Source organism: Psychromonas sp. KJ10-10, assembly GCF_047323245.1.
In the GTDB taxonomy this organism is placed as follows: domain Bacteria; phylum Pseudomonadota; class Gammaproteobacteria; order Enterobacterales; family Psychromonadaceae; genus Psychromonas.
The window spans coordinates 3,867,568-3,885,826 of sequence record NZ_CP178826.1 but is presented as its reverse complement, the minus strand read 5'-3'; the positions used below and the strand labels follow the sequence as shown (position 1 = coordinate 3,885,826).

At 39.9% G+C, this 18,259-nt stretch carries 12 protein-coding genes, 2 tRNA genes, 3 rRNA genes and 3 pseudogenes; 19 read left to right on the top strand and 1 reads right to left on the bottom strand.

From position 1 onward, the window contains the following. Positions 1–4 precede the first annotated feature (4 nt). The 12 genes and pseudogenes from ACLKMH_RS22315 (at position 5) to tyrA (ending at position 11,873) form a co-directional block, all read left to right on the top strand. Positions 5–610, top strand: coding sequence for a flavin prenyltransferase UbiX (locus tag ACLKMH_RS22315; protein ID WP_413700007.1), 606 nt, complete (start codon positions 5–7; stop codon positions 608–610). 338 nt (positions 611–948) lie between these two features. Continuing rightward, on the top strand, positions 949–1,077 hold the full coding sequence (locus ACLKMH_RS22310) for a hypothetical protein (RefSeq protein ID WP_413700006.1): 129 nt from the start codon (positions 949–951) through the stop codon (positions 1,075–1,077). A 150-nt stretch (positions 1,078–1,227) separates the two neighbouring features. Continuing rightward, a 16S ribosomal RNA gene (locus tag ACLKMH_RS22305) occupies positions 1,228–2,772 on the top strand. A 75-nt stretch (positions 2,773–2,847) separates the two neighbouring features. Then, a tRNA-Ile gene (locus ACLKMH_RS22300) sits at positions 2,848–2,924 on the top strand. 116 nt (positions 2,925–3,040) lie between these two features. Further along, a tRNA-Ala gene (locus tag ACLKMH_RS22295) sits at positions 3,041–3,116 on the top strand. A gap of 444 nt (positions 3,117–3,560) precedes the next feature. Continuing rightward, positions 3,561–6,449: ribosomal RNA gene (locus ACLKMH_RS22290) — 23S ribosomal RNA — on the top strand. A gap of 148 nt (positions 6,450–6,597) precedes the next feature. After that, positions 6,598–6,713 (top strand): 5S ribosomal RNA (rrf, locus tag ACLKMH_RS22285). The 16S, 23S and 5S rRNA genes sit together here with 2 tRNA genes alongside, the layout of an rRNA operon. A 959-nt stretch (positions 6,714–7,672) precedes the next feature. Continuing rightward, a complete protein-coding gene (locus ACLKMH_RS22280; protein ID WP_413700005.1) occupies positions 7,673–8,155 on the top strand; it encodes a hypothetical protein in 483 nt (160 codons plus the stop codon). Beyond that, complete coding sequence (locus tag ACLKMH_RS22275; RefSeq protein ID WP_413700004.1) at positions 8,118–8,408, top strand: hypothetical protein; 291 nt, start codon at positions 8,118–8,120, stop codon at positions 8,406–8,408. Before ACLKMH_RS22280 ends, ACLKMH_RS22275 begins: the two co-directional genes overlap by 38 nt. A 78-nt stretch (positions 8,409–8,486) precedes the next feature. Further along, positions 8,487–9,410, top strand: a complete 924-nt coding sequence (locus ACLKMH_RS22270; RefSeq protein ID WP_413700003.1) for a hypothetical protein — start codon at positions 8,487–8,489, stop codon at positions 9,408–9,410. Positions 9,411–9,667: 257 nt separating this feature from the next. After that, positions 9,668–10,735 (top strand): annotated as a pseudogene (locus ACLKMH_RS22265) (3-deoxy-7-phosphoheptulonate synthase). A 9-nt stretch (positions 10,736–10,744) separates the two neighbouring features. Further along, a pseudogene (gene tyrA, locus ACLKMH_RS22260) lies at positions 10,745–11,873 on the top strand (bifunctional chorismate mutase/prephenate dehydrogenase). 82 nt (positions 11,874–11,955) lie between these two features. Here the strand turns inward: tyrA and hpf are convergent. Further along, positions 11,956–12,426 (bottom strand): ribosome hibernation-promoting factor, HPF/YfiA family, encoded by a 471-nt coding sequence (gene hpf / locus ACLKMH_RS22255; protein ID WP_413700002.1) that lies wholly within the window; start codon positions 12,424–12,426, stop codon positions 11,956–11,958. 401 nt (positions 12,427–12,827) lie between these two features. Between hpf and ACLKMH_RS22250 the strand changes: the two genes are divergently transcribed. From ACLKMH_RS22250 to ACLKMH_RS22220, 7 genes and pseudogenes are all read left to right on the top strand, one after another. Next, positions 12,828–12,995, top strand: coding sequence for a hypothetical protein (locus tag ACLKMH_RS22250; protein WP_413700001.1), 168 nt, complete (start codon positions 12,828–12,830; stop codon positions 12,993–12,995). Further along, positions 12,985–13,233, top strand: coding sequence for an ABC transporter substrate-binding protein (locus tag ACLKMH_RS22245; protein ID WP_413700000.1), 249 nt, complete (start codon positions 12,985–12,987; stop codon positions 13,231–13,233). The genes ACLKMH_RS22250 and ACLKMH_RS22245 overlap by 11 nt, the downstream gene beginning before the upstream one ends. 11 nt (positions 13,234–13,244) lie before the next feature. Next, the gene (locus tag ACLKMH_RS22240) at positions 13,245–14,303 is read left to right on the top strand and encodes an extracellular solute-binding protein (RefSeq protein ID WP_413699999.1); all 1,059 of its coding nucleotides are present in this window, start codon (positions 13,245–13,247) and stop codon (positions 14,301–14,303) included. 7 nt (positions 14,304–14,310) lie between these two features. Further along, positions 14,311–14,529, top strand: coding sequence for a hypothetical protein (locus ACLKMH_RS22235; RefSeq protein ID WP_413699998.1), 219 nt, complete (start codon positions 14,311–14,313; stop codon positions 14,527–14,529). Further along, positions 14,526–15,602 carry a microcin C ABC transporter permease YejB gene (locus tag ACLKMH_RS22230; protein ID WP_413699997.1) on the top strand — a complete coding sequence of 359 codons (1,077 nt, stop codon included), beginning with the start codon at positions 14,526–14,528 and terminating at the stop codon, positions 15,600–15,602. Before ACLKMH_RS22235 ends, ACLKMH_RS22230 begins: the two co-directional genes overlap by 4 nt. Positions 15,603–15,630: 28 nt before the next feature. Then, positions 15,631–16,652 (top strand): annotated as a pseudogene (locus ACLKMH_RS22225) (ABC transporter permease). Then, entirely contained in the window at positions 16,649–18,229 is a 1,581-nt protein-coding gene (locus ACLKMH_RS22220) for an ABC transporter ATP-binding protein (RefSeq protein ID WP_413699996.1), read from the top strand. The pseudogene ACLKMH_RS22225 and the gene ACLKMH_RS22220 overlap by 4 nt, the downstream one beginning before the upstream one ends. The last annotated feature ends 30 nt before the right edge of the window (positions 18,230–18,259 follow it).

The window sequence follows — 18,259 nt, the reverse complement described above, 5'->3', positions numbered from 1 at the left end:
TTGTATGTTTACTGAAAAAATTACCTTAGGAGTGACTGGTGCATCAGGTAGTGGCTATTTTTTATCGCTATTGCAAGCACTTGTTGATAATAATTGCCAAGTGTATTTGTTATTATCGGAAGTCGCTCAAATAGTTTTGAAAACTGAAGTTGATGAAGATTGGCCCTCAGATTTACAGGAATTAAATACTTTTTTAATAAAGCGTTTTAATGCTAAAGAAAATCAAATCATTGCTTTAGGCAAGAAAGACTGGTTCTCGCCAGTTGCATCAGGATCTTCAGCCCCTAAAAAAATGATTATTTGCCCTTGCAGTTGTGGCACATTTGCATCGATTTCACAGGGGTTATCAAATAACCTCATCGAACGTGCGACTGATGTTATTTTGAAAGAGCGTGGTTTATTAGTTATTACACCAAGAGAAACTCCATTTTCAACATTACATTTACGCAATATGCTCACCTTGTCAGAACTTGGGGTTACTATCATGCCCCTAGCACCTGGGTTTTATCATAAACCACAATCGATTGAAGATTTACAGGACTTTATGATTGCACGAATATTGGATCATCTTAAAATTGAACACAAAATTAGTAAAAGATGGTGTGAGTAATCTGCAATCTGATTTTAAATAACAAAATAGTAATTATTGTTTGTTAAGTGAGCATAAAAATCAATATTTTAATAACTCGTAAGTTTATTGAAATAAATGCTTGCCAAGAATAATTCAATCCCTATAATGCGCACCCACAGACACGGCGACTAACGCAAGTTAATCAAATGGTCTGGAGCCAGCAAGCTCACTGAGTTTGCAACAACTTTTATGTTTAAAGTAATTTAAAATAAAATGTTGACAAGGTTCAAGGTTAGCGTATTATACGCACCTCGCCGAAAGGCACGCTCTTTAACAATTTAATCAAACAATCTGTGTGAGCATTGATAGGGTTGTATTTGCGCAAGCAAAAACAACCGTCGCTAGATGAATCGCGAAGCGAATCATCGGTAAGCCGGTTTCAAAATAGTCCTTCGGGACAAAAAGAATCAATATCAATGACACACGAATTAATTCATTTACGTTGAAAGATTTATCTTTCAATGATTAACGAGGCGTATTGAACTTGTTCAATCGCAGTTAATTCAGAATAACATTGTACTTCGGTACATAGTTTTAGTCAGTAATATTGAGTCAGGTTGCCTTCTTCTTCGAAGAAAACAACCACATTAAACTTTAAATTGAAGAGTTTGATCATGGCTCAGATTGAACGCTGGCGAGCAGGCTTAACACATGCAAGTCGAACGGTAACATTTCTAGCTTGCTAGAAGATGACGAGTGGCGGACGGGTGAGTAATGCTTGGGAACATGCCTTTACGTGGGGGACAACAGTTGGAAACGACTGCTAATACCGCATAATGTCTTCGGACCAAAGCAGGGGACCTTCGGGCCTTGCGCGTAAAGAGTGGCCCAAGTGGGATTAGCTAGTTGGTAAGGTAATGGCTTACCAAGGCAACGATCCCTAGTTGGTCTTAGAGGATGACCAGCCACACTGGAACTGAGACACGGTCCAGACTCCTACGGGAGGCGGCAGTGGGGAATATTGCACAATGGGGAAACCCTGATGCGACCATGCCGCGTGTGTGAAGAAGGCTTTCGGGTTGTAAAGCACTTTCAGTGGGGAGGAAAGGGTATTAGTTAATAACTAATATCTGTGACGTTACCCACAGAAGAAGCACCGGCTAACTCCGTGCCAGCGTACCGCGGTAATACGGAGGGTGCGAGCGTTAATCGGAATTACTGGGCGTAAAGCGCGCGTAGGTGGTTAATTAAGTCAGATGTGAAAGCCCCGGGCTCAACCTGGGAACGGCATTTGAAACTGGTTAACTAGAGTTTTGTAGAGGGTGGTAGAATTTCAGGTGTAGCGGTGAAATGCGTAGAGATCTGAAGGAATACCAGTGGCGAAGGCTGCCACCTGGACAAAGACTGACACTGAGGCGCGAAGGCGTGGGGAGCAAACGGGATTAGATACCCCGGTAGTCCACGCAGTAAACGATGTCTATTAGAAGTTTGTGGCTATATGCCGTGGGTTTCAAAGCTAACGCATTAAATAGACCGCCTGGGGAGTACGGCCGCAAGGTTAAAACTCAAATGAATTGACGGGGGCCCGCACAAGCGGTGGAGCATGTGGTTTAATTCGATGCAACGCGAAGAACCTTACCATCCCTTGACATCCAGAGAATCACCAAGAGATTGATGAGTGCCTTCGGGAACTCTGAGACAGGTGCTCGCATGGCTGTCGTCAGCTCGTGTTGTGAAATGTTGGGTTAAGTCCCGCAACGAGCGCAACCCTTATCCTTACTTGCCAGCGGGTTATGCCGGGAACTTTAGGGAGACTGCCGGTGATAAACCGGAGGAAGGTGGGGACGACGTCAAGTCATCATGGCCCTTACGGGATGGGCTACACACGTGCTACAATGGCAAATACAAAGGGTTGCTAACCTGCGAGGGTATGCGAATCTCATAAAGTTTGTCGTAGTCCGGATCGGAGTCTGCAACTCGACTCCGTGAAGTTGGAATCGCTAGTAATCGTGGATCAGAATGCCACGGTGAATACGTTCCCGGGCCTTGTACACACCGCCCGTCACACCATGGGAGTGGGTCGCACCAGAAGTCATTAGCTTAACCTTTCGGGGATGGCGATGACCACGGTGTGGTTCATGACTGGGGTGAAGTCGTAACAAGGTAGCCCTAGGGGAACCTGGGGCTGGATCACCTCCTTACGTAAAGAAACTGCTATTAGTGCCCACACAGATTGTTTGATTAGAATGATAAAGAGAATAGATAGACCTTTTATTGGGTCTGTAGCTCAGTTGGTTAGAGCGCACCCCTGATAAGGGTGAGGTCGGCAGTTCAAATCTGCCCAGACCCACCAAAATCGCACTATTACTGCGTTATAAAGCTCGTCGTTTAGTGAACTAAACGTCCTCACTTTATGCCTTGTCCTAGTACGATTTGGTACTGAATAAAAACTATCTAAACCACCATGTTGGGGCTATAGCTCAGCTGGGAGAGCGCCTGCCTTGCACGCAGGAGGTCTGCGGTTCGATCCCGCATAGCTCCACCACTTCATTGAAGTGACCTAACATGACACAGAAGCCTTATATAAGTATCACTACTTACATAAGGCTTTTTTTAGCGAAAAAGCCTGCTCTTTAACAATTAGGAAAGCTGATAAAGTTCTTATTTATCGCACAATAACAATGACACTTAGGTGTTGATTGGTGTGGTAAATAAAACGAAATTTTACATTTCATTTATGAAATGTAAATTGTTCTCAGTATTTAAAATAACGTTTAAGTTAAGTTAGATACTGTAATCAAGCAAAATAAAAACAGCTGTAATTCACGTAAGTGATTTGCAGTTTGTACGTATCTACGAGTTAGTAATTTATTATTGATTCTAGGTGCACGAAAAACGTAAGTGTTTTTCATAGTAAAATATGAGGATCGCAAGCGTCTTGGAAACAACCTACAAACAATAATTATTTTAAAATTCTTAGAATTTGTATGGTTAAGTGAATAAGCGTGCACGGTGGATGCCTAGGCAATTAGAGGCGATGAAGGACGTGGTAATCTGCGATAAGTCCAGGGGAGTTGATAACAAGCGTTATATCCTGGAATCTCCGAATGGGGCAACCCGGCACTTAGTGTCATCTGTATGTGAATACATAGCATATGGAAGCGAACGAGGGGAACTGAAACATCTAAGTACCCTTAGGAAAAGAAATCAACCGAGATCCCGAAAGTAGCGGCGAGCGAAATCGGGCCAGCCCTTAAGCTAGATAAAAGTTAGTGGAATGCTCTGGAAAGTGCAACGGTACAAGGTGATAGTCCTGTACACAAAAACTTCTACTTAGTGAAAACGAGTAGGTCGGGACACGAGAAATCCTGACTGAATATGGGGGGACCATCCTCCAAGGCTAAATACTCCTAATTGACCGATAGTGAACCAGTACCGTGAGGGAAAGGCGAAAAGAACCCCTGTGAGGGGAGTGAAATAGAACCTGAAACCGTGTACGTACAAGCAGTAGGAGCCGACTTAGTTCGGTGACTGCGTACCTTTTGTATAATGGGTCAACGACTTAATTTCAGTAGCAAGGTTAACCATTTAGGGGAGCCGTAGGGAAACCGAGTCTTAACTGGGCGAATAGTTGCTGGGATTAGACCCGAAACTTGGTGATCTAGCCATGAGCAGGTTGAAGGTTGAGTAACATCAACTGGAGGACCGAACCCACTAATGTTGAAAAATTAGGGGATGACTTGTGGCTGGGGGTGAAAGGCCAATCAAACCAAGAGATAGCTGGTTCTCCTCGAAAGCTATTTAGGTAGCGCCTCATGTATCACTGTTGGGGGTAGAGCACTGTTTAGGCTAGGGGGTCATCCCGACTTACCAACCCTATGCAAACTCCGAATACCAACAAGTGCAATCATGGGAGACACACGGCGGGTGCTAACGTCCGTCGTGGAAAGGGAAACAACCCAGACCGCCAGCTAAGGTCCCAAAGTATATGTTAAGTGGGAAACGATGTGGAAAGGCTTAGACAGCTAGGATGTTGGCTTAGAAGCGTACCATCATTTAAAGAAAGCGTAATAGCTCACTAGTCGAGTCGGTCTGCGCGGAAGATTTAACGGGGCTAAACATATCACCGAAGCCGCGGACGCGTATTTATACGCGTGGTAGAGGAGCGTTCTGTAAGCCGTCGAAGGGAAAGGTGTAAACCATCCTGGAGGTATCAGAAGTGCGAATGTTGACATGAGTAACGATAAGGGAGGTGAAAAACCTCCCCGCCGGAAGACCAAGGGTTCCTGTCCAACGTTAATCGGGGCAGGGTGAGTCGACCCCTAAGGCGAGGCCGAAAGGCGTAGTCGATGGGAAACGGGTTAATATTCCCGTACCCTTTATTATTGCGATGGGAGGACGGAGAAGGCTAGGTGGGCCTGGCGATGGTTGTCCAGGTTCAAGTGTGTAGGTAGGTGACTTAGGTAAATCCGGGTGACTATATACTGAGACACGATGTCGAGGCACTAAGGTGCTGAAGTCATCGATGCCATACTTCCAGGAAAAGTCTCTAAGCTTCAGATAATAAAGGATCGTACCCCAAACCGACACAGGTGGTCAGGTAGAGAATACCAAGGCGCTTGAGAGAACTCGGGTAAAGGAACTAGGCAAAATGGTACCGTAACTTCGGGAGAAGGTACGCCTTTGACGGTGATGAGACTTGCTCTTTAAGCTGTTAGAGGCCGAAGATACCAGATGGTCGCAACTGTTTATTAAAAACACAGCACTGTGCTAAATCGCAAGATGACGTATACGGTGTGACGCCTGCCCGGTGCCGGAAGGTTAATTGATGGGGTTAGACTTTTGTCGAAGCTCTTGATCGAAGCCCCGGTAAACGGCGGCCGTAACTATAACGGTCCTAAGGTAGCGAAATTCCTTGTCGGGTAAGTTCCGACCTGCACGAATGGCGTAATGATGGCCATGCTGTCTCTACCCGAGACTCAGTGAAGTTGAAATCGCAGTGAAGATGCTGTGTACCCGCGGCTAGACGGAAAGACCCCGTGAACCTTTACTACAGCTTAGCAGTGAACTTAGAGCCTACATGTGTAGGATAGGTGGGAGGCATTGAAGACAGGTCGCTAGATTTGTTGGAGCCAACCTTGAAATACCACCCTTGTATGTTTTGAGTTCTAACCATGGCCCCTGAATCGGGGTTTGGGACACTGTTTGGTGGGTAGTTTGACTGGGGCGGTCTCCTCCCAAAGCGTAACGGAGGAGTACGAAGGTTGGCTAATCACGGTCGGACATCGTGAGGTTAGTACAATGGTATAAGCCAGCTTAACTGCGAGACAGACACGTCGAGCAGGTACGAAAGTAGGTCATAGTGATCCGGTGGTTCTGAATGGAAGGGCCATCGCTCAACGGATAAAAGGTACTCCGGGGATAACAGGCTGATACCGCCCAAGAGTTCATATCGACGGCGGTGTTTGGCACCTCGATGTCGGCTCATCACATCCTGGGGCTGAAGTCGGTCCCAAGGGTATGGCTGTTCGCCATTTAAAGTGGTACGCGAGCTGGGTTTAGAACGTCGTGAGACAGTTCGGTCCCTATCTGCCGTGGGCGTTTGAGAATTGAGAGGAGTCGCTCCTAGTACGAGAGGACCGGAGTGGACGAACCGCTGGTGTTCGGGTTGTCATGCCAATGGCATTGCCCGGTAGCTACGTTCGGAATCGATAACCGCTGAAAGCATCTAAGCGGGAAGCGAGCCTCAAGATGAGTTCTCACTGGGAATTTAATTCCCCTAAAGGGCCGTTGGAGACTACAACGTTGATAGGCAAGGTGTGTAAGTGCGGTAACGTATTGAGCTAACTTGTACTAATTACCCGTGAGGCTTAACCATACAAACTCTAAGCATTTTGAAGTGTTTGAGATTGTTCCAAGAGATGATGATAGTTCATCAACAAAAATACGTTTGTGATAAACATATTTTACTAAGATATTGCAGATTATAAAAAGAACAAGAAACAGCTTTCTTAATTAAGTTTTTGCTTGGCGACAATAGCACTGTGGTCCCACCTGATCCCATTCCGAACTCAGAAGTGAAACGCAGTTGCGCCGATGGTAGTGTGGGGTTTCCCCATGTGAGAGTAGGTCATCGCCAAGCGCCTAATACGAATAATCCCTGTTGACTTTGTCAGCAGGGATTTTTTCGTTTTAAAGCTTTAGTGCGAGGACCTACGTAGAGAGTAGGGCGAGTATCGCGACAGCGATTTGTCACGAGCGGAGGAGCTCTGCGACGACTTTCCATCGCCAAGCGCCTAATACCGATAAACCCCATCCTTCGAAAGAAGGGTGGGGTTTTTTCGTTATTACGTCTTTTGAATTGACCTACTCACACATGGGGAAGATTGATAGCCTGCCGATACGCTCTTCCTTTTGGACAGCAGAAAAGGATTGATAATCCTTTTTGAGATGAATTGCTATTATGAGTGCCCAACGCAGATAGTGATAGTAGGGTGAGTTTGCCGAAGGCAAGGGGACGAACAATGTCCACCCATCGCCAAGCTTGCTAATCCTAAAATATACGAACAATCCCTGTTGATCATATCAGCAGGGATTTTTTCGTTTTAGGGCTTTAATGATGATGACCTACTCTCGAGAGTAGGGCTAGTTTGCCGACAGGCAAGGTTCACGAGCTTCGGGCCTCTACGCCGACTTGCTATGCATAGTGCTTGTAATCGGTAAATCAAACCACTGCTAAGCTTGAAAAATATTAAATATCCGAATAATTCCTGCTGGGCCTTGTTAGCAGGAATTTTTTTACTGTACCTTAGTTTGATATCATCTTCATGGATTTATAGCTAACTTATTACTAATAAAAAATATCATTTGTTAGCATAATTAATGGTAATTAATTTTGTTTAAAATCATGTAATATTTATTTTATCAAATAATACTTGTAATTTGTGAAGTGGCTTGTATATTTATTTACCGTGGTTTTATTTTTAATCTATGTTTGTTCTTTTTTTGTTCAAAATGATTTCTAAATCATTAATGAACTTTCAATATTTTGATATTGAAATAAAGAATTTAATAAAATAATTACTTTCAAGGACGATTCCTATGAAGACTTTTAAACTAACGGCTCTTGCCATTTCAGTTTCCTTAAGCTTAACAGGGTGCTTTTCAAGTTCAAGTAGTGACGAAGAGGTAAGTTATGTGGCCCCTGCAGTTGCTAAGGCAGTAGAAACTCCCTTTTCAATACAAGTTGTTGATGAAACTGGAGAATTAATAACGGCTAATATTAAGCTCTCTGGAGATGATGTCGCTTATATGATTGATGTTGCTACTGGAGAATCGACTAGTAATAATGAATATACAGCAGAAAATGGATTTTTATTACTGGGCTCATCAAATATCCCAGATAGTTTAACTTCTTTAAGTTTTGATGTTGTTGTAACAGCTGATGGTTATTTTGCAAACAGTGCAGAGGTTTCTTTTTCTGTAGAAGATGACTCTGCTTCAGAAACGATCACTCTTAGTTCAAAAGAGATAACAAACACAGATATTGCTCGCAAAATCTGTTTCACAAGAGTTCACTGTTGATAATTCTTCTGGTGCAACATCCGAAGAAATTACTTTTTCTACAGCCGTCGCGAGTGCAGGAGATAATAACTCAGTTGGTTTAGCAGGAACCTCTGCCTCTGTAACAATTCCTACAGGGACCATTATGAAGGATAGTGATGGTAATATAGTCACAGGGACGCTTACTGCGGCTCTTAATTATTATTCTAATGAGCCAAACGGCACTGGAAGTTCAGAGTTATCTGCACTAGTCTGCATTCCCTGGTGGATTTGATATAGGAACATTAGTTGACGCAACAACAGGAGTTGAAACCGAGGAGAGTTTTAACTTTGTGACTGCGGGTTCGTGGCAATGGAAATTAATGATGAAAATGGCAATAAAGTAAAAGATTTCAGTGCTCCGGTGGATATCAACATTCAAATATCTGCTGATACTATTAATCCAGATACTGGGGTTGCAATTCAACCTGGAGATACCATCCCAACATGGAGTTATGATGAAACAACAGGTAAGTGGTCGGCTGAATCAACAGTAACTGTTGGTAGTGATTTAAATACAACGACAAATACCTATACCGCTACTATGAGTGTGGATCATCTTTCTTATTGGAACTTAGATTGGCATTACAGTTCTTGTCCTGCTAATCCGTTGAACATAAATTTTGAAAATGCGACTGGAGAATTAAATAGCGTGCCATTTACAATCGAGTTAAAACGTAGAGGATATTATAAGAGAGTAAATGCATTTGGTTCATCGATGACCATTGCTAACTCTCCTACTTTTACTGATTTGAATGTATCTGTTGTTGTTAATGGTGAACAGGTTCTATCAAGCGTTGATGGTGTATCTGTAGGTGGTGATGGCATTTATACTGGTTCATTCTGTGACCTTGATGGCACTACAGTTACTTTAGATCTAACTGAACAAGGAGAAACAGTAACTGGTAACTTCACTGTTAACACTGTTTGTGAGTTGGATAACAGCATTTCAACTCAGCAACCTGGTTATGTTTCTATGTATAGAAGGTTTGGTAATTATTATCGTTTTGATCGTTTCTATACAGATGCTAACGAAATTGTTTCTTATCATGATTTAGTTCCTGGAACCTATTCAGTTAGTTATAGTGTATCAGGTGAACGTTCTCAGTACACAACAATAACAGTAGGAAGTGAAGAAACTCAAAACTTTAGTTTTGACATTCCTGTGTATTGTGAAGTTTCTGAAGCTACAGGTGGCACTGGTGCTACTGGAGCCGCTGGTGGTACAGGTATTTAAAATATTTAATAAAACAGTGTTGTTGTTAGTTGCTAAAACTTTAGGTTATTGATTTAAAAATCGGATTATTGCTTAATAAGTGCATTGAGCAATAGTGTAAATAACAACACTGTATTTATATTTTTTAGTTAAATAATTATTTTTATTAAATAGTTGCTAGCTTTCCTTCCAATTTTAGTATTTTCATTCTGTTAATAATTCACCTATCAATTTGCTATGGTATGATAGATCCACTATTAACATTTAATGAGACTAAAATGACTACGTTACAAAATGAAAATATCCACATTCAATCAGAAACTGTTTTAATCACTCCTGCACAGCTTAAAAAACAACTTCCTGCTTCTGATGATGTGTATCGATTTATTAATCAGTCTCGTGAAGTAGTTTCAAACATTGTTCATAAAAAAGACCCTCGCTTTTTGGTTATCTGTGGACCTTGTTCTATTCATGATATTGAAGCGACGAAAGAGTATGCCGTTAAACTAAAAGCATTACATGAAGCATACAAAGATACTTTATATATTGTTATGCGTGTTTACTTTGAAAAACCACGTACAACAGTCGGTTGGAAAGGTTTAATTAATGACCCGCATATGGATGACTCTTTTGATATTGAAACAGGCTTAAAAAAAGCGCGTGAATTATTACTATTTATTTCTGAGTTAGGCTTACCGATTGCAACAGAAGCTTTAGATCCAATTAGTCCTCAATATATCGGTGATTTATTCAGTTGAGTCGCTATTGGTGCACGTACAACAGAGTCACAAACACACCGCGAAATGGCGAGTGGTTTATCTATGCCAGTTGGTTTTAAAAATGGTACTGATGGTAATTTAGCAACTGCGGTAAATGCAATGCAGTCAGCTTCATCTTCACACCGTTTTATGGGGATTAATCAGCTTGGCCAAAGTGCTCTATTACAAACAAACGGTAATAAAGATGGCCATGTTATTTTACGTGGTGGTGGTGGCAAACCAAACTACGACTCATTAAATGTATCATTAGTTGAAAAAGCATTAGCAAAGGTGAACGTTGAACAAGTATTGATTGTTGACTGTAGCCATGAAAATTCAAATAAAAATCATGAACTTCAACCGCTTGTTGCTAAAGACGTATTTCATCAAGTGATAGAAGGTAATAAATCTATTATTGGTATTATGCTAGAAAGTAATCTTAATGCTGGCAATCAATCTGCAGATTTACCTGCTGAAGATCTTAAGTATGGTGTCTCGGTAACGGATGCTTGTATTGATTGGGCAACTACTGAGGATTTACTTGCTGACGCCGTTAAATTATTAACTAATAGTTTACAGAACCGATAAGAGATATTTATGCCTTTAAGTAAATTACGCGATAAAATTGATGCAGTTGATCAAAAGTTAATTGATTTATTAGCTGAACGCTTAGCTTTAGTAGGTGAAGTTGGCGAAGTTAAAACTAAGCATGGCTTACCTATTTATGTACCAGAACGTGAAGCTTCTATGCTTGCTAAACGACGTGCTGAAGCTGAAGCAAAAGGTGTTCCAGCAAGCACTGATCGAAGATATTTTACGTCGAACAATGCGTGAATCCTATGCTAGTGAAAACGATAGAGGGTTTAAAACGATAAATCCTGATATGAAACGAATCGTTATCATTGGCGGAAATGGCTTGTTAGGCAAACGTTTTGTTGAAATGTTTAAATTATCTGGTTATCAAGTGGATGTTTTAGGGCGTGGAAATTGGCATCAAGCAGAACAAATTTGTAGCAAAGCAGGGTTAGTTATTGTCGGTTCTCCAATTGATGTTACTGAAGATGTTATTAGCCAGCTTACTTATTTACCAGAAGATTGTATTCTAGCAGATATTACCAGTGTTAAAGATGCTCCTTTAAAAGCAATGCTAGAGGTTCATAAAGGCCCTGTTGTTGGTTTACATCCTATGTTCGGTCCAGATATCTCAAGCTTTGCTAAACAAGTAATTGTATATTGTGATGGTCGTGGCGAAGATAAATATGCTTGGTTAATCGAACAAATGAAAATTTGGGGCTCACATCTTTATAATGTTAAGGCGCCTACTCACGATGAATCAATGACATTAATTCAGGCATTACGTCATTTCACTAGTTTTGTATATGGTGTACATCTGCAAGCCGTTGATGCTGATTTAGAGCAATTGCTTGATCTTAGCTCGCCAATTTATCGATTAGAGCTTGCAATGGTAGGGCGATTATTTGCTCAGGAACCTGCGCTATATGCAGATATTATCCTTTCTCAGAAAGGTAATCTTGAGATGATTAAGCGTTACCACAAGCACTTTGCCGATGCGATTGAGCTATTAGAGAATTCTGACAGAGAAGCGTTTATTAAGCGTTTTGAGTTAGTAACCGACTGGATGGGAGATTATTCTCAGCTATTCTTAGATGAAAGTCGCTCAATGTTACAACAGGCTCATGATAATCGTCATTACGAAGATAAGTAAATTGTGTATCTGATATTATAAAACTGTTGATAAAAGGAGCTATTAAAAGCTCCTTTATATTTATTTTGAAAAATTCAATTCTCTATAAACCTAAAAAGGAGCTAATTAGCTCCTTTTTGTGTTGATTAAACCGAGATATTATTAAGCGACCGAATTCTTTATTTAGCTTAATTTCTGCGTCAGATTCAATTTCTATTTCTGGCTCTTCAATAGGTTGGCCTGAAATTTCTCCGTTTCTACACATATCTTTACCATTATTTTTTGCTCTATTAGCTTCAGATTTGTGTAAATATTTGTTTAGTTGACGTTCTATTTTTTGGAATAATTGTCCTATAGCAACATAAAGATCATCATGCTCAGCATGAGCGAATACTTTGCCATTTGGCACACCAATGGTGGCTTCTATTTTAATGCCTTTAGGCTCTTTAGTGATAATACAGTGAGGTTTAATTAGTGGGATTTGTAGCTTTTCTAATTTTTGGAAACGTTCCTCTACTTTGTTGCGCATTGTGTCAGTGATAGTAATTTGTTTGCTTGTAATTTCAATTCTCATATAAGACACCTTTAGGTTATACACTTATTGTGTTCATAAATAGATTAGGCTTTTTTCTCGAAATTAAATGTGATGCATGTCACGTTTTTATTTGACTCTAACATTGTGAGAAAAGTTTTTGACCTAAGTAGATTTTTGCAGATTAAAAACAAATATTATTTGTTTAATCTTAAAAATTAGTCCATTCTTTAATGGATAAGTTCCTCCTCTTGTGTAAACTTTTTTATTAAACTAGTTTAATTCAGCCAATCTTTTGTTATCTTTATTGTACTTCTTTGATGATAGCGATGACCTCCATGCATTCTAAGTACACCATTAAGCTTATACCTGTTTTGATATTTTGCACATTTATCTTAACAAGTTTTTTCTCACACGCTTCATCTTGGTCATATGTATTAAGCATGTATGGTGATGTTAAGTACCCTTCGTCTTTTACTCATTTTGATTATGTAAACCCTGATGCCCCTAAGGGCGGAAGCTTTAAACAGGCAACCATTGGTAGTTTTGACTCATTAAATCCTTTTATCGTAAAGGGCAATGCGACTTTCCGGCATCACAATGATTTATGACACTTTGCTCAAACAATCGAGTGATGAACCCTTTACTGCTTATGGGTTAATTGCGCAGAGCATAAAAGTGGCTGATGATTTTTCTTCGGTTAGTTTTAAAATAAACCCAAATGCACGCTTTCATAATAATGAAACAATTACAGCACAAGATGTAAAGTTTAGCTTTGATCTATTGGTCAAGGAAGGGGCCCTCACTACCGCTCATATTATGCAGGTGTTAAAGAAGTCCTTGTCATAGATCCTCTTAATGTGACTTTTTATTTTTCTGAATCAGGCAACAGAGAATTACCATTGATTGTTGGGCAAATTCCTATTTTCTCAGAAGCTTTTTGGAAAGATAAAGATTTTGCTAAGAGCGATCTAATCCAGCCTCTTGGTTCTGGACCCTATAAAGTAGCAAGTTTTGATGCGGGTAAACGAATCACTTATCAGCGTGTTAATGATTATTGGGCAAAGGATTTACCTGTTAATAAGGGGGCTCATAATTTTGACTTCATGGTTTATGATTATTACCGTGATGCGAGTGTTGCCTTTGAGGCGTTTAAGTCCGGTGCCTTTGATTATCGATTAGAAAGCTCAGCGAAACGATGGGCTACAGGTTATAGTGCTGATTTAATTCAGTCTGGGAAAATAATTACCAGTAAAATTAGTGATAAAACTCCACAGGGAATGCAAGGGTTTTGGTTTAACCTACGCAAAGATAAATTCAAAGATAAAAATGTGCGTGAGGCGATCACCCTTTTATTTGATTTTGAATGGGCGAATAAAACGCTTTTTTATGATTCTTATACACGTATCAATAGTTTCTATTCAGGCTCTGAGTTAGCGACTGAAAATATCATTAGTGAAGCAGAAAAAGAAATTTTAATACCTTATAAAGCGCAACTATCAAATCGTGTTTTTCAACCATTTTCATTACCAAAAACGAATGCAGACGGTAATGTTCGTCAGCAAATGAGGCAGGCGGTAGAATTATTTTCAAAAGCGGGCTATCAGCTAAAAGATAGTAAAATGCAGGACAAAAATGGCCAACAATTTGAATTTGAATTTTTACTGTATAGCAAAGACTTTGAGCGTATTGTCCATCCCTTTAGACAAAACTTACAACGCATCGGCATTAAAACATCTATTCGCTTAGTTGATGTTTCTCAATTTATTAATCGCTTAAATGAGTTTGATTTTGATTTGGTGTCTTTACGTAAGGGACAGTCAATTTCCCCGGTAATGAGCAACTTGGCTATTGGGGATGTGAAAGCGCGATGGAAATTGGCACATCAAATTGGGCGGAGTGTGCTCTCCAGTCATTGATAATTTGGTGCAACAATTAATCACGACTGAATCACGAGAACAATTAGTCAATACAACCAAAGCCTTAGACAGAGTACTGTTAAACGAGTTTATGGTAATACCACAGTGGTATTTGCCTGCATATCGTATCGCATATTGGAATAAATTTGAGCACCCGAGCATTGCGCCGATTTATGAACTGGGTTTATCAACTTGGTGGTCTAAAACTGCAGAGGGTTCATTATGAACTTATATATATTAAGGCGGTTATTGTTAATTATTCCTACCTTGCTTGGCATTATGACAATCAATTTTTTTATTGTTCAGGTTGCACCAGGAGGCCCCGTTGAACAGGCTATCGCACAATATCAAGGCTTAGATTCAGGTAATAACAATCGAGTCGCGACAGGAAATAATAGCGATATTCAGACAACGGGGGAAAGTAAATATCGTGGCGCGCAGGGCGTTGACCCTGAATATATAAAAGCACTTGAAAAACTATATGGTTTCGATAAGCCTCTTATTGAAAGATATTTTTTAATGCTATGGCGTTACGCCCAATTTGACTTTGGTGATAGTTTTTATCGAAATGCAAAAGTAACTGATTTAATTTTAGAAAAAATGCCCGTTTCTATTTCTCTAGGGTTGTGGACGACTTTATTGGCTTATTTTATTTCTATTCCCTTAGGCATAAAAAAATCTATTTCCCATGGCAGTCGTTTTGATATCTGGACAAGCACTTTGGTCACTATTGCCTATGCGATCCCTGCCTTTATTTTAGCCATTGCATTGATTGTCATCTTTGCCGGAGGTTCTTATTATGATTGGTTTCCCTTACGAGGGTTAGTTTCTGATAACTTTGCTGAGTTAAGTCTATTGGCAAAAATTAAAGACTATTTCTGGCATTTAACGCTTCCCATATCGGCCTCAGTATTAGCCAGCTTTGCAACGCTAACTATGCTAACCAAAAACTCCTTTTTAGATGAAATTCATAAGCAATATGTGGTCACTGCACGCGCCAAAGGCTGTTCACAAAATCGTATTTTGTATGGGCATATTTTTCGTAATGCAATGTTATTAGTGTTAGCAGGACTTCCGGCGACTTTGATTGGCATTTTTTTTACAGGTTCGATGCTTATTGAAGTGATTTTTTCATTAGATGGATTAGGCCTATTAAGCTTTGAATCGGTTATTAATCGAGATTATCCGGTTATTTTTGCCTCGCTTTATATTTTTACATTAGTGGGTTTAGTGCTGAAGTTAATCAGTGATATTAGCTATACCCTAATTGATCCTCGTATAAATTTTGAAGGGCGTTAATATGTCATTATTACTAACTTGGCAGAAAATACGTCGTAACCCTGTTAATGCGACACGCTGGTCACAATTTAAAGCGAATAAACGTGGTTATTGGTCATTATGGATATTCTCGTCATTATTTTTCTTAAGTCTTATTGCTGAATTATGGATAAATGACAAGCCTATTATGGTCTCCTACCAACAGACTTGGTATTTCCCGATTATTGAAGATATTACCGAAGATAAACTAGGTGGTGACTTTGATATCATCACAGATTATCGCGATCCGTATATGATTAAACAAATAGAAAAAGAAGGTTGGATCCTTTGGCCCTTAGTGCCTTTCTATTTCGATAGTATTAATTTTGAACTCACTCAACGGCGCCTTCCCCACCCGATAGTATTAATTATTTAGGTACAGATGATCAAGGACGAGATTTATTGGCGAGGTTGGTTTATGGATTTCGTATATCAGTATTATTTGCCCTGACATTAACCATTATTAGCTCGATTATTGGCATTATCATTGGCGCGATTCAAGGATATTACGGTGGAAAAGTAGACCTTTGGGGGCAACGTATTTTAGAGATATGGGAAGGCTTACCTATGTTATTTATGCTCATCATATTAGCTAGTTTCGTCGAACCGACCTTTAGTTGGTTATTAGGTTTAATGATCCTGTTTAGTTGGCCGAGTTTAGTGAGCGTGGTGCGCGCTGAGTTTTTGCGTGGTCGTCATCTTGAATATGTAAAAGCGGCCAAAGCACTTGGTGTCACAGATAGTAAAATTATGTTTAAACATATTTTACCTAATGCCATGATAGCAACACTGACTTTTATGCCATATTTGTTTACTGGTGCATTAACCACATTGACCTCGCTTGATTTTTTAGGATTTGGTTTACCGCTGGGTTCTGCGTCCTTAGGAGAAATGGTTGCGCAGGGTAAAGACAATTTACATGCGCCATGGCTGGCTATCACTGCCTTTATTTCATTATCAACTATCTTAATTTTACTTGTTTTTATTGGTGAAGCGACACGAGATGCATTTGATCCTAGGAAAACAATATGAGTAATACTAGCTTATTAAAGGTTGATAATTTAAGCATCAATTTTGCTGATAAATCGATTGTTAGAAATATCAGTTTTAACATTGAGCGTGGCAAAACGCTAGCTATTGTTGGTGAAAGTGGTGCTGGAAAATCCTTGCTTGCTTTGTCAATTTTACAATTATTGCCTTATCCTCATGCACATCATCCCACAGGGGAAATATATTTAGATGGTGAAGCACTTGTTGGTAAAAGTGATGTTATTTTGCAATCAGTGCGTGGCAATAAAGTGAGCATGATATTTCAAGAGCCGATGACCTCTCTTAATCCATTGCATACAATTCAGAAACAAATTACCGAAACTCTCTTGCTACATAAGGGGATGATTGGAAAAGAGGCGATTGCTCGTACGATTGAATTATTAAACCTAGTTGGCATTGAATCACCAGAAACACGTTTAATGTCTTATCCCCATGAACTTTCTGGCGGACAAAGACAAAGGGTAATGATTGCAATGGCGTTAGCAAATGAACCTGAATTATTAATTGCTGATGAACCAACAACCGCGCTTGATGTCACAATTCAAAAGCAGATTATTGATTTATTACAATCCTTACAGCAACGATTGAATATGGCTGTTTTATTGATCACCCATGATTTACATATTGTGAAAAGTATTGCTGATGATGTAATGGTAATGCGCCAAGGGGAGATGATTGAAATACAAGCTAGGCAATCATTATTTGATTCACCAAAAGAAGCCTATACACAATTGTTGTTAGATGCTATCCCTAAGGGAGAAATGCCAAGCTTGAAAGAAAGAGAATTATTATTAACTGCAAAAAATATCAATGTTTCCTTTGCGATGAAAAAGAACTTTTGGGGCAAGGTGACTGACTCACTTGATGCAGTAAAAGGCGTTAGTTTATCTGTTCATAAAGGTGAAACAGTGGCTATTGTAGGTGAGAGTGGGTCTGGGAAAAGCACCCTAGCACAGGCGATTTTACAGTTAACTCAAAGCACTGGAGAAGTTGTTTATTTAGGTCAAAAAATAAATGAAATTGCTCGCTCTGACCTACAAAAACTAAGAGCAAGTTTACAAATTGTGTTTCAAGACCCCTTTGCAAGTTTAAGCCCGAGGCTCAGTGTTGCAGAGATTATTGCTGAAGGATTACAAGTACATCAACCTCAATTAACCCAAGATGAGGTAGATCAGCGTGTTTTTTCAACGCTACAACGGGTTGGGCTAGATGCACAAAGTGCGACGCGTTATCCGCATGAATTTTCTGGTGGGCAACGACAGCGTATTTCTATAGCACGGGCATTAATTTTAAATCCTAAACTAATTGTATTAGATGAACCAACGTCAGCTCTTGATAGAAGTATTCAACAGCAAATTTTATCATTGCTTATTTCACTCCAAGAGGAATTGTCATTGAGTTATTTGTTTATTAGTCATGATTTATCAGTTGTACGTCGGATAAGCCATAGAGTTTTAGTGATGAAAGCGGGAGAAATTGTTGAACAGGGGAAAACAAGTGAACTATTTAACGCCCCAACACACCAATATACTAAAGTATTATTAGCTTCTGCATTATGATAGCGTAAGATGTTTATATCTGTTTTATTG

Excerpts from the sequence above, each read along its gene's own strand:
- ACLKMH_RS22270 (WP_413700003.1), top strand. The coding sequence starts at position 8,487 with ATGGAAATTAATGATGAAAATGGCAATAAAGTAAAAGATTTCAGTGCT.
- ACLKMH_RS22280 (WP_413700005.1), top strand. The coding sequence starts at position 7,673 with ATGAAGACTTTTAAACTAACGGCTCTTGCCATTTCAGTTTCCTTAAGC.
- ACLKMH_RS22220 (WP_413699996.1), top strand. The coding sequence starts at position 16,649 with ATGAGTAATACTAGCTTATTAAAGGTTGATAATTTAAGCATCAATTTT.
- ACLKMH_RS22230 (WP_413699997.1), top strand. The coding sequence starts at position 14,526 with ATGAACTTATATATATTAAGGCGGTTATTGTTAATTATTCCTACCTTG.
- hpf (WP_413700002.1), bottom strand. The coding sequence starts at position 12,426 with ATGAGAATTGAAATTACAAGCAAACAAATTACTATCACTGACACAATG.
- ACLKMH_RS22245 (WP_413700000.1), top strand. The coding sequence starts at position 12,985 with ATGATTTATGACACTTTGCTCAAACAATCGAGTGATGAACCCTTTACT.
- ACLKMH_RS22315 (WP_413700007.1), top strand. The coding sequence starts at position 5 with ATGTTTACTGAAAAAATTACCTTAGGAGTGACTGGTGCATCAGGTAGT.
- ACLKMH_RS22250 (WP_413700001.1), top strand. The coding sequence starts at position 12,828 with ATGTATGGTGATGTTAAGTACCCTTCGTCTTTTACTCATTTTGATTAT.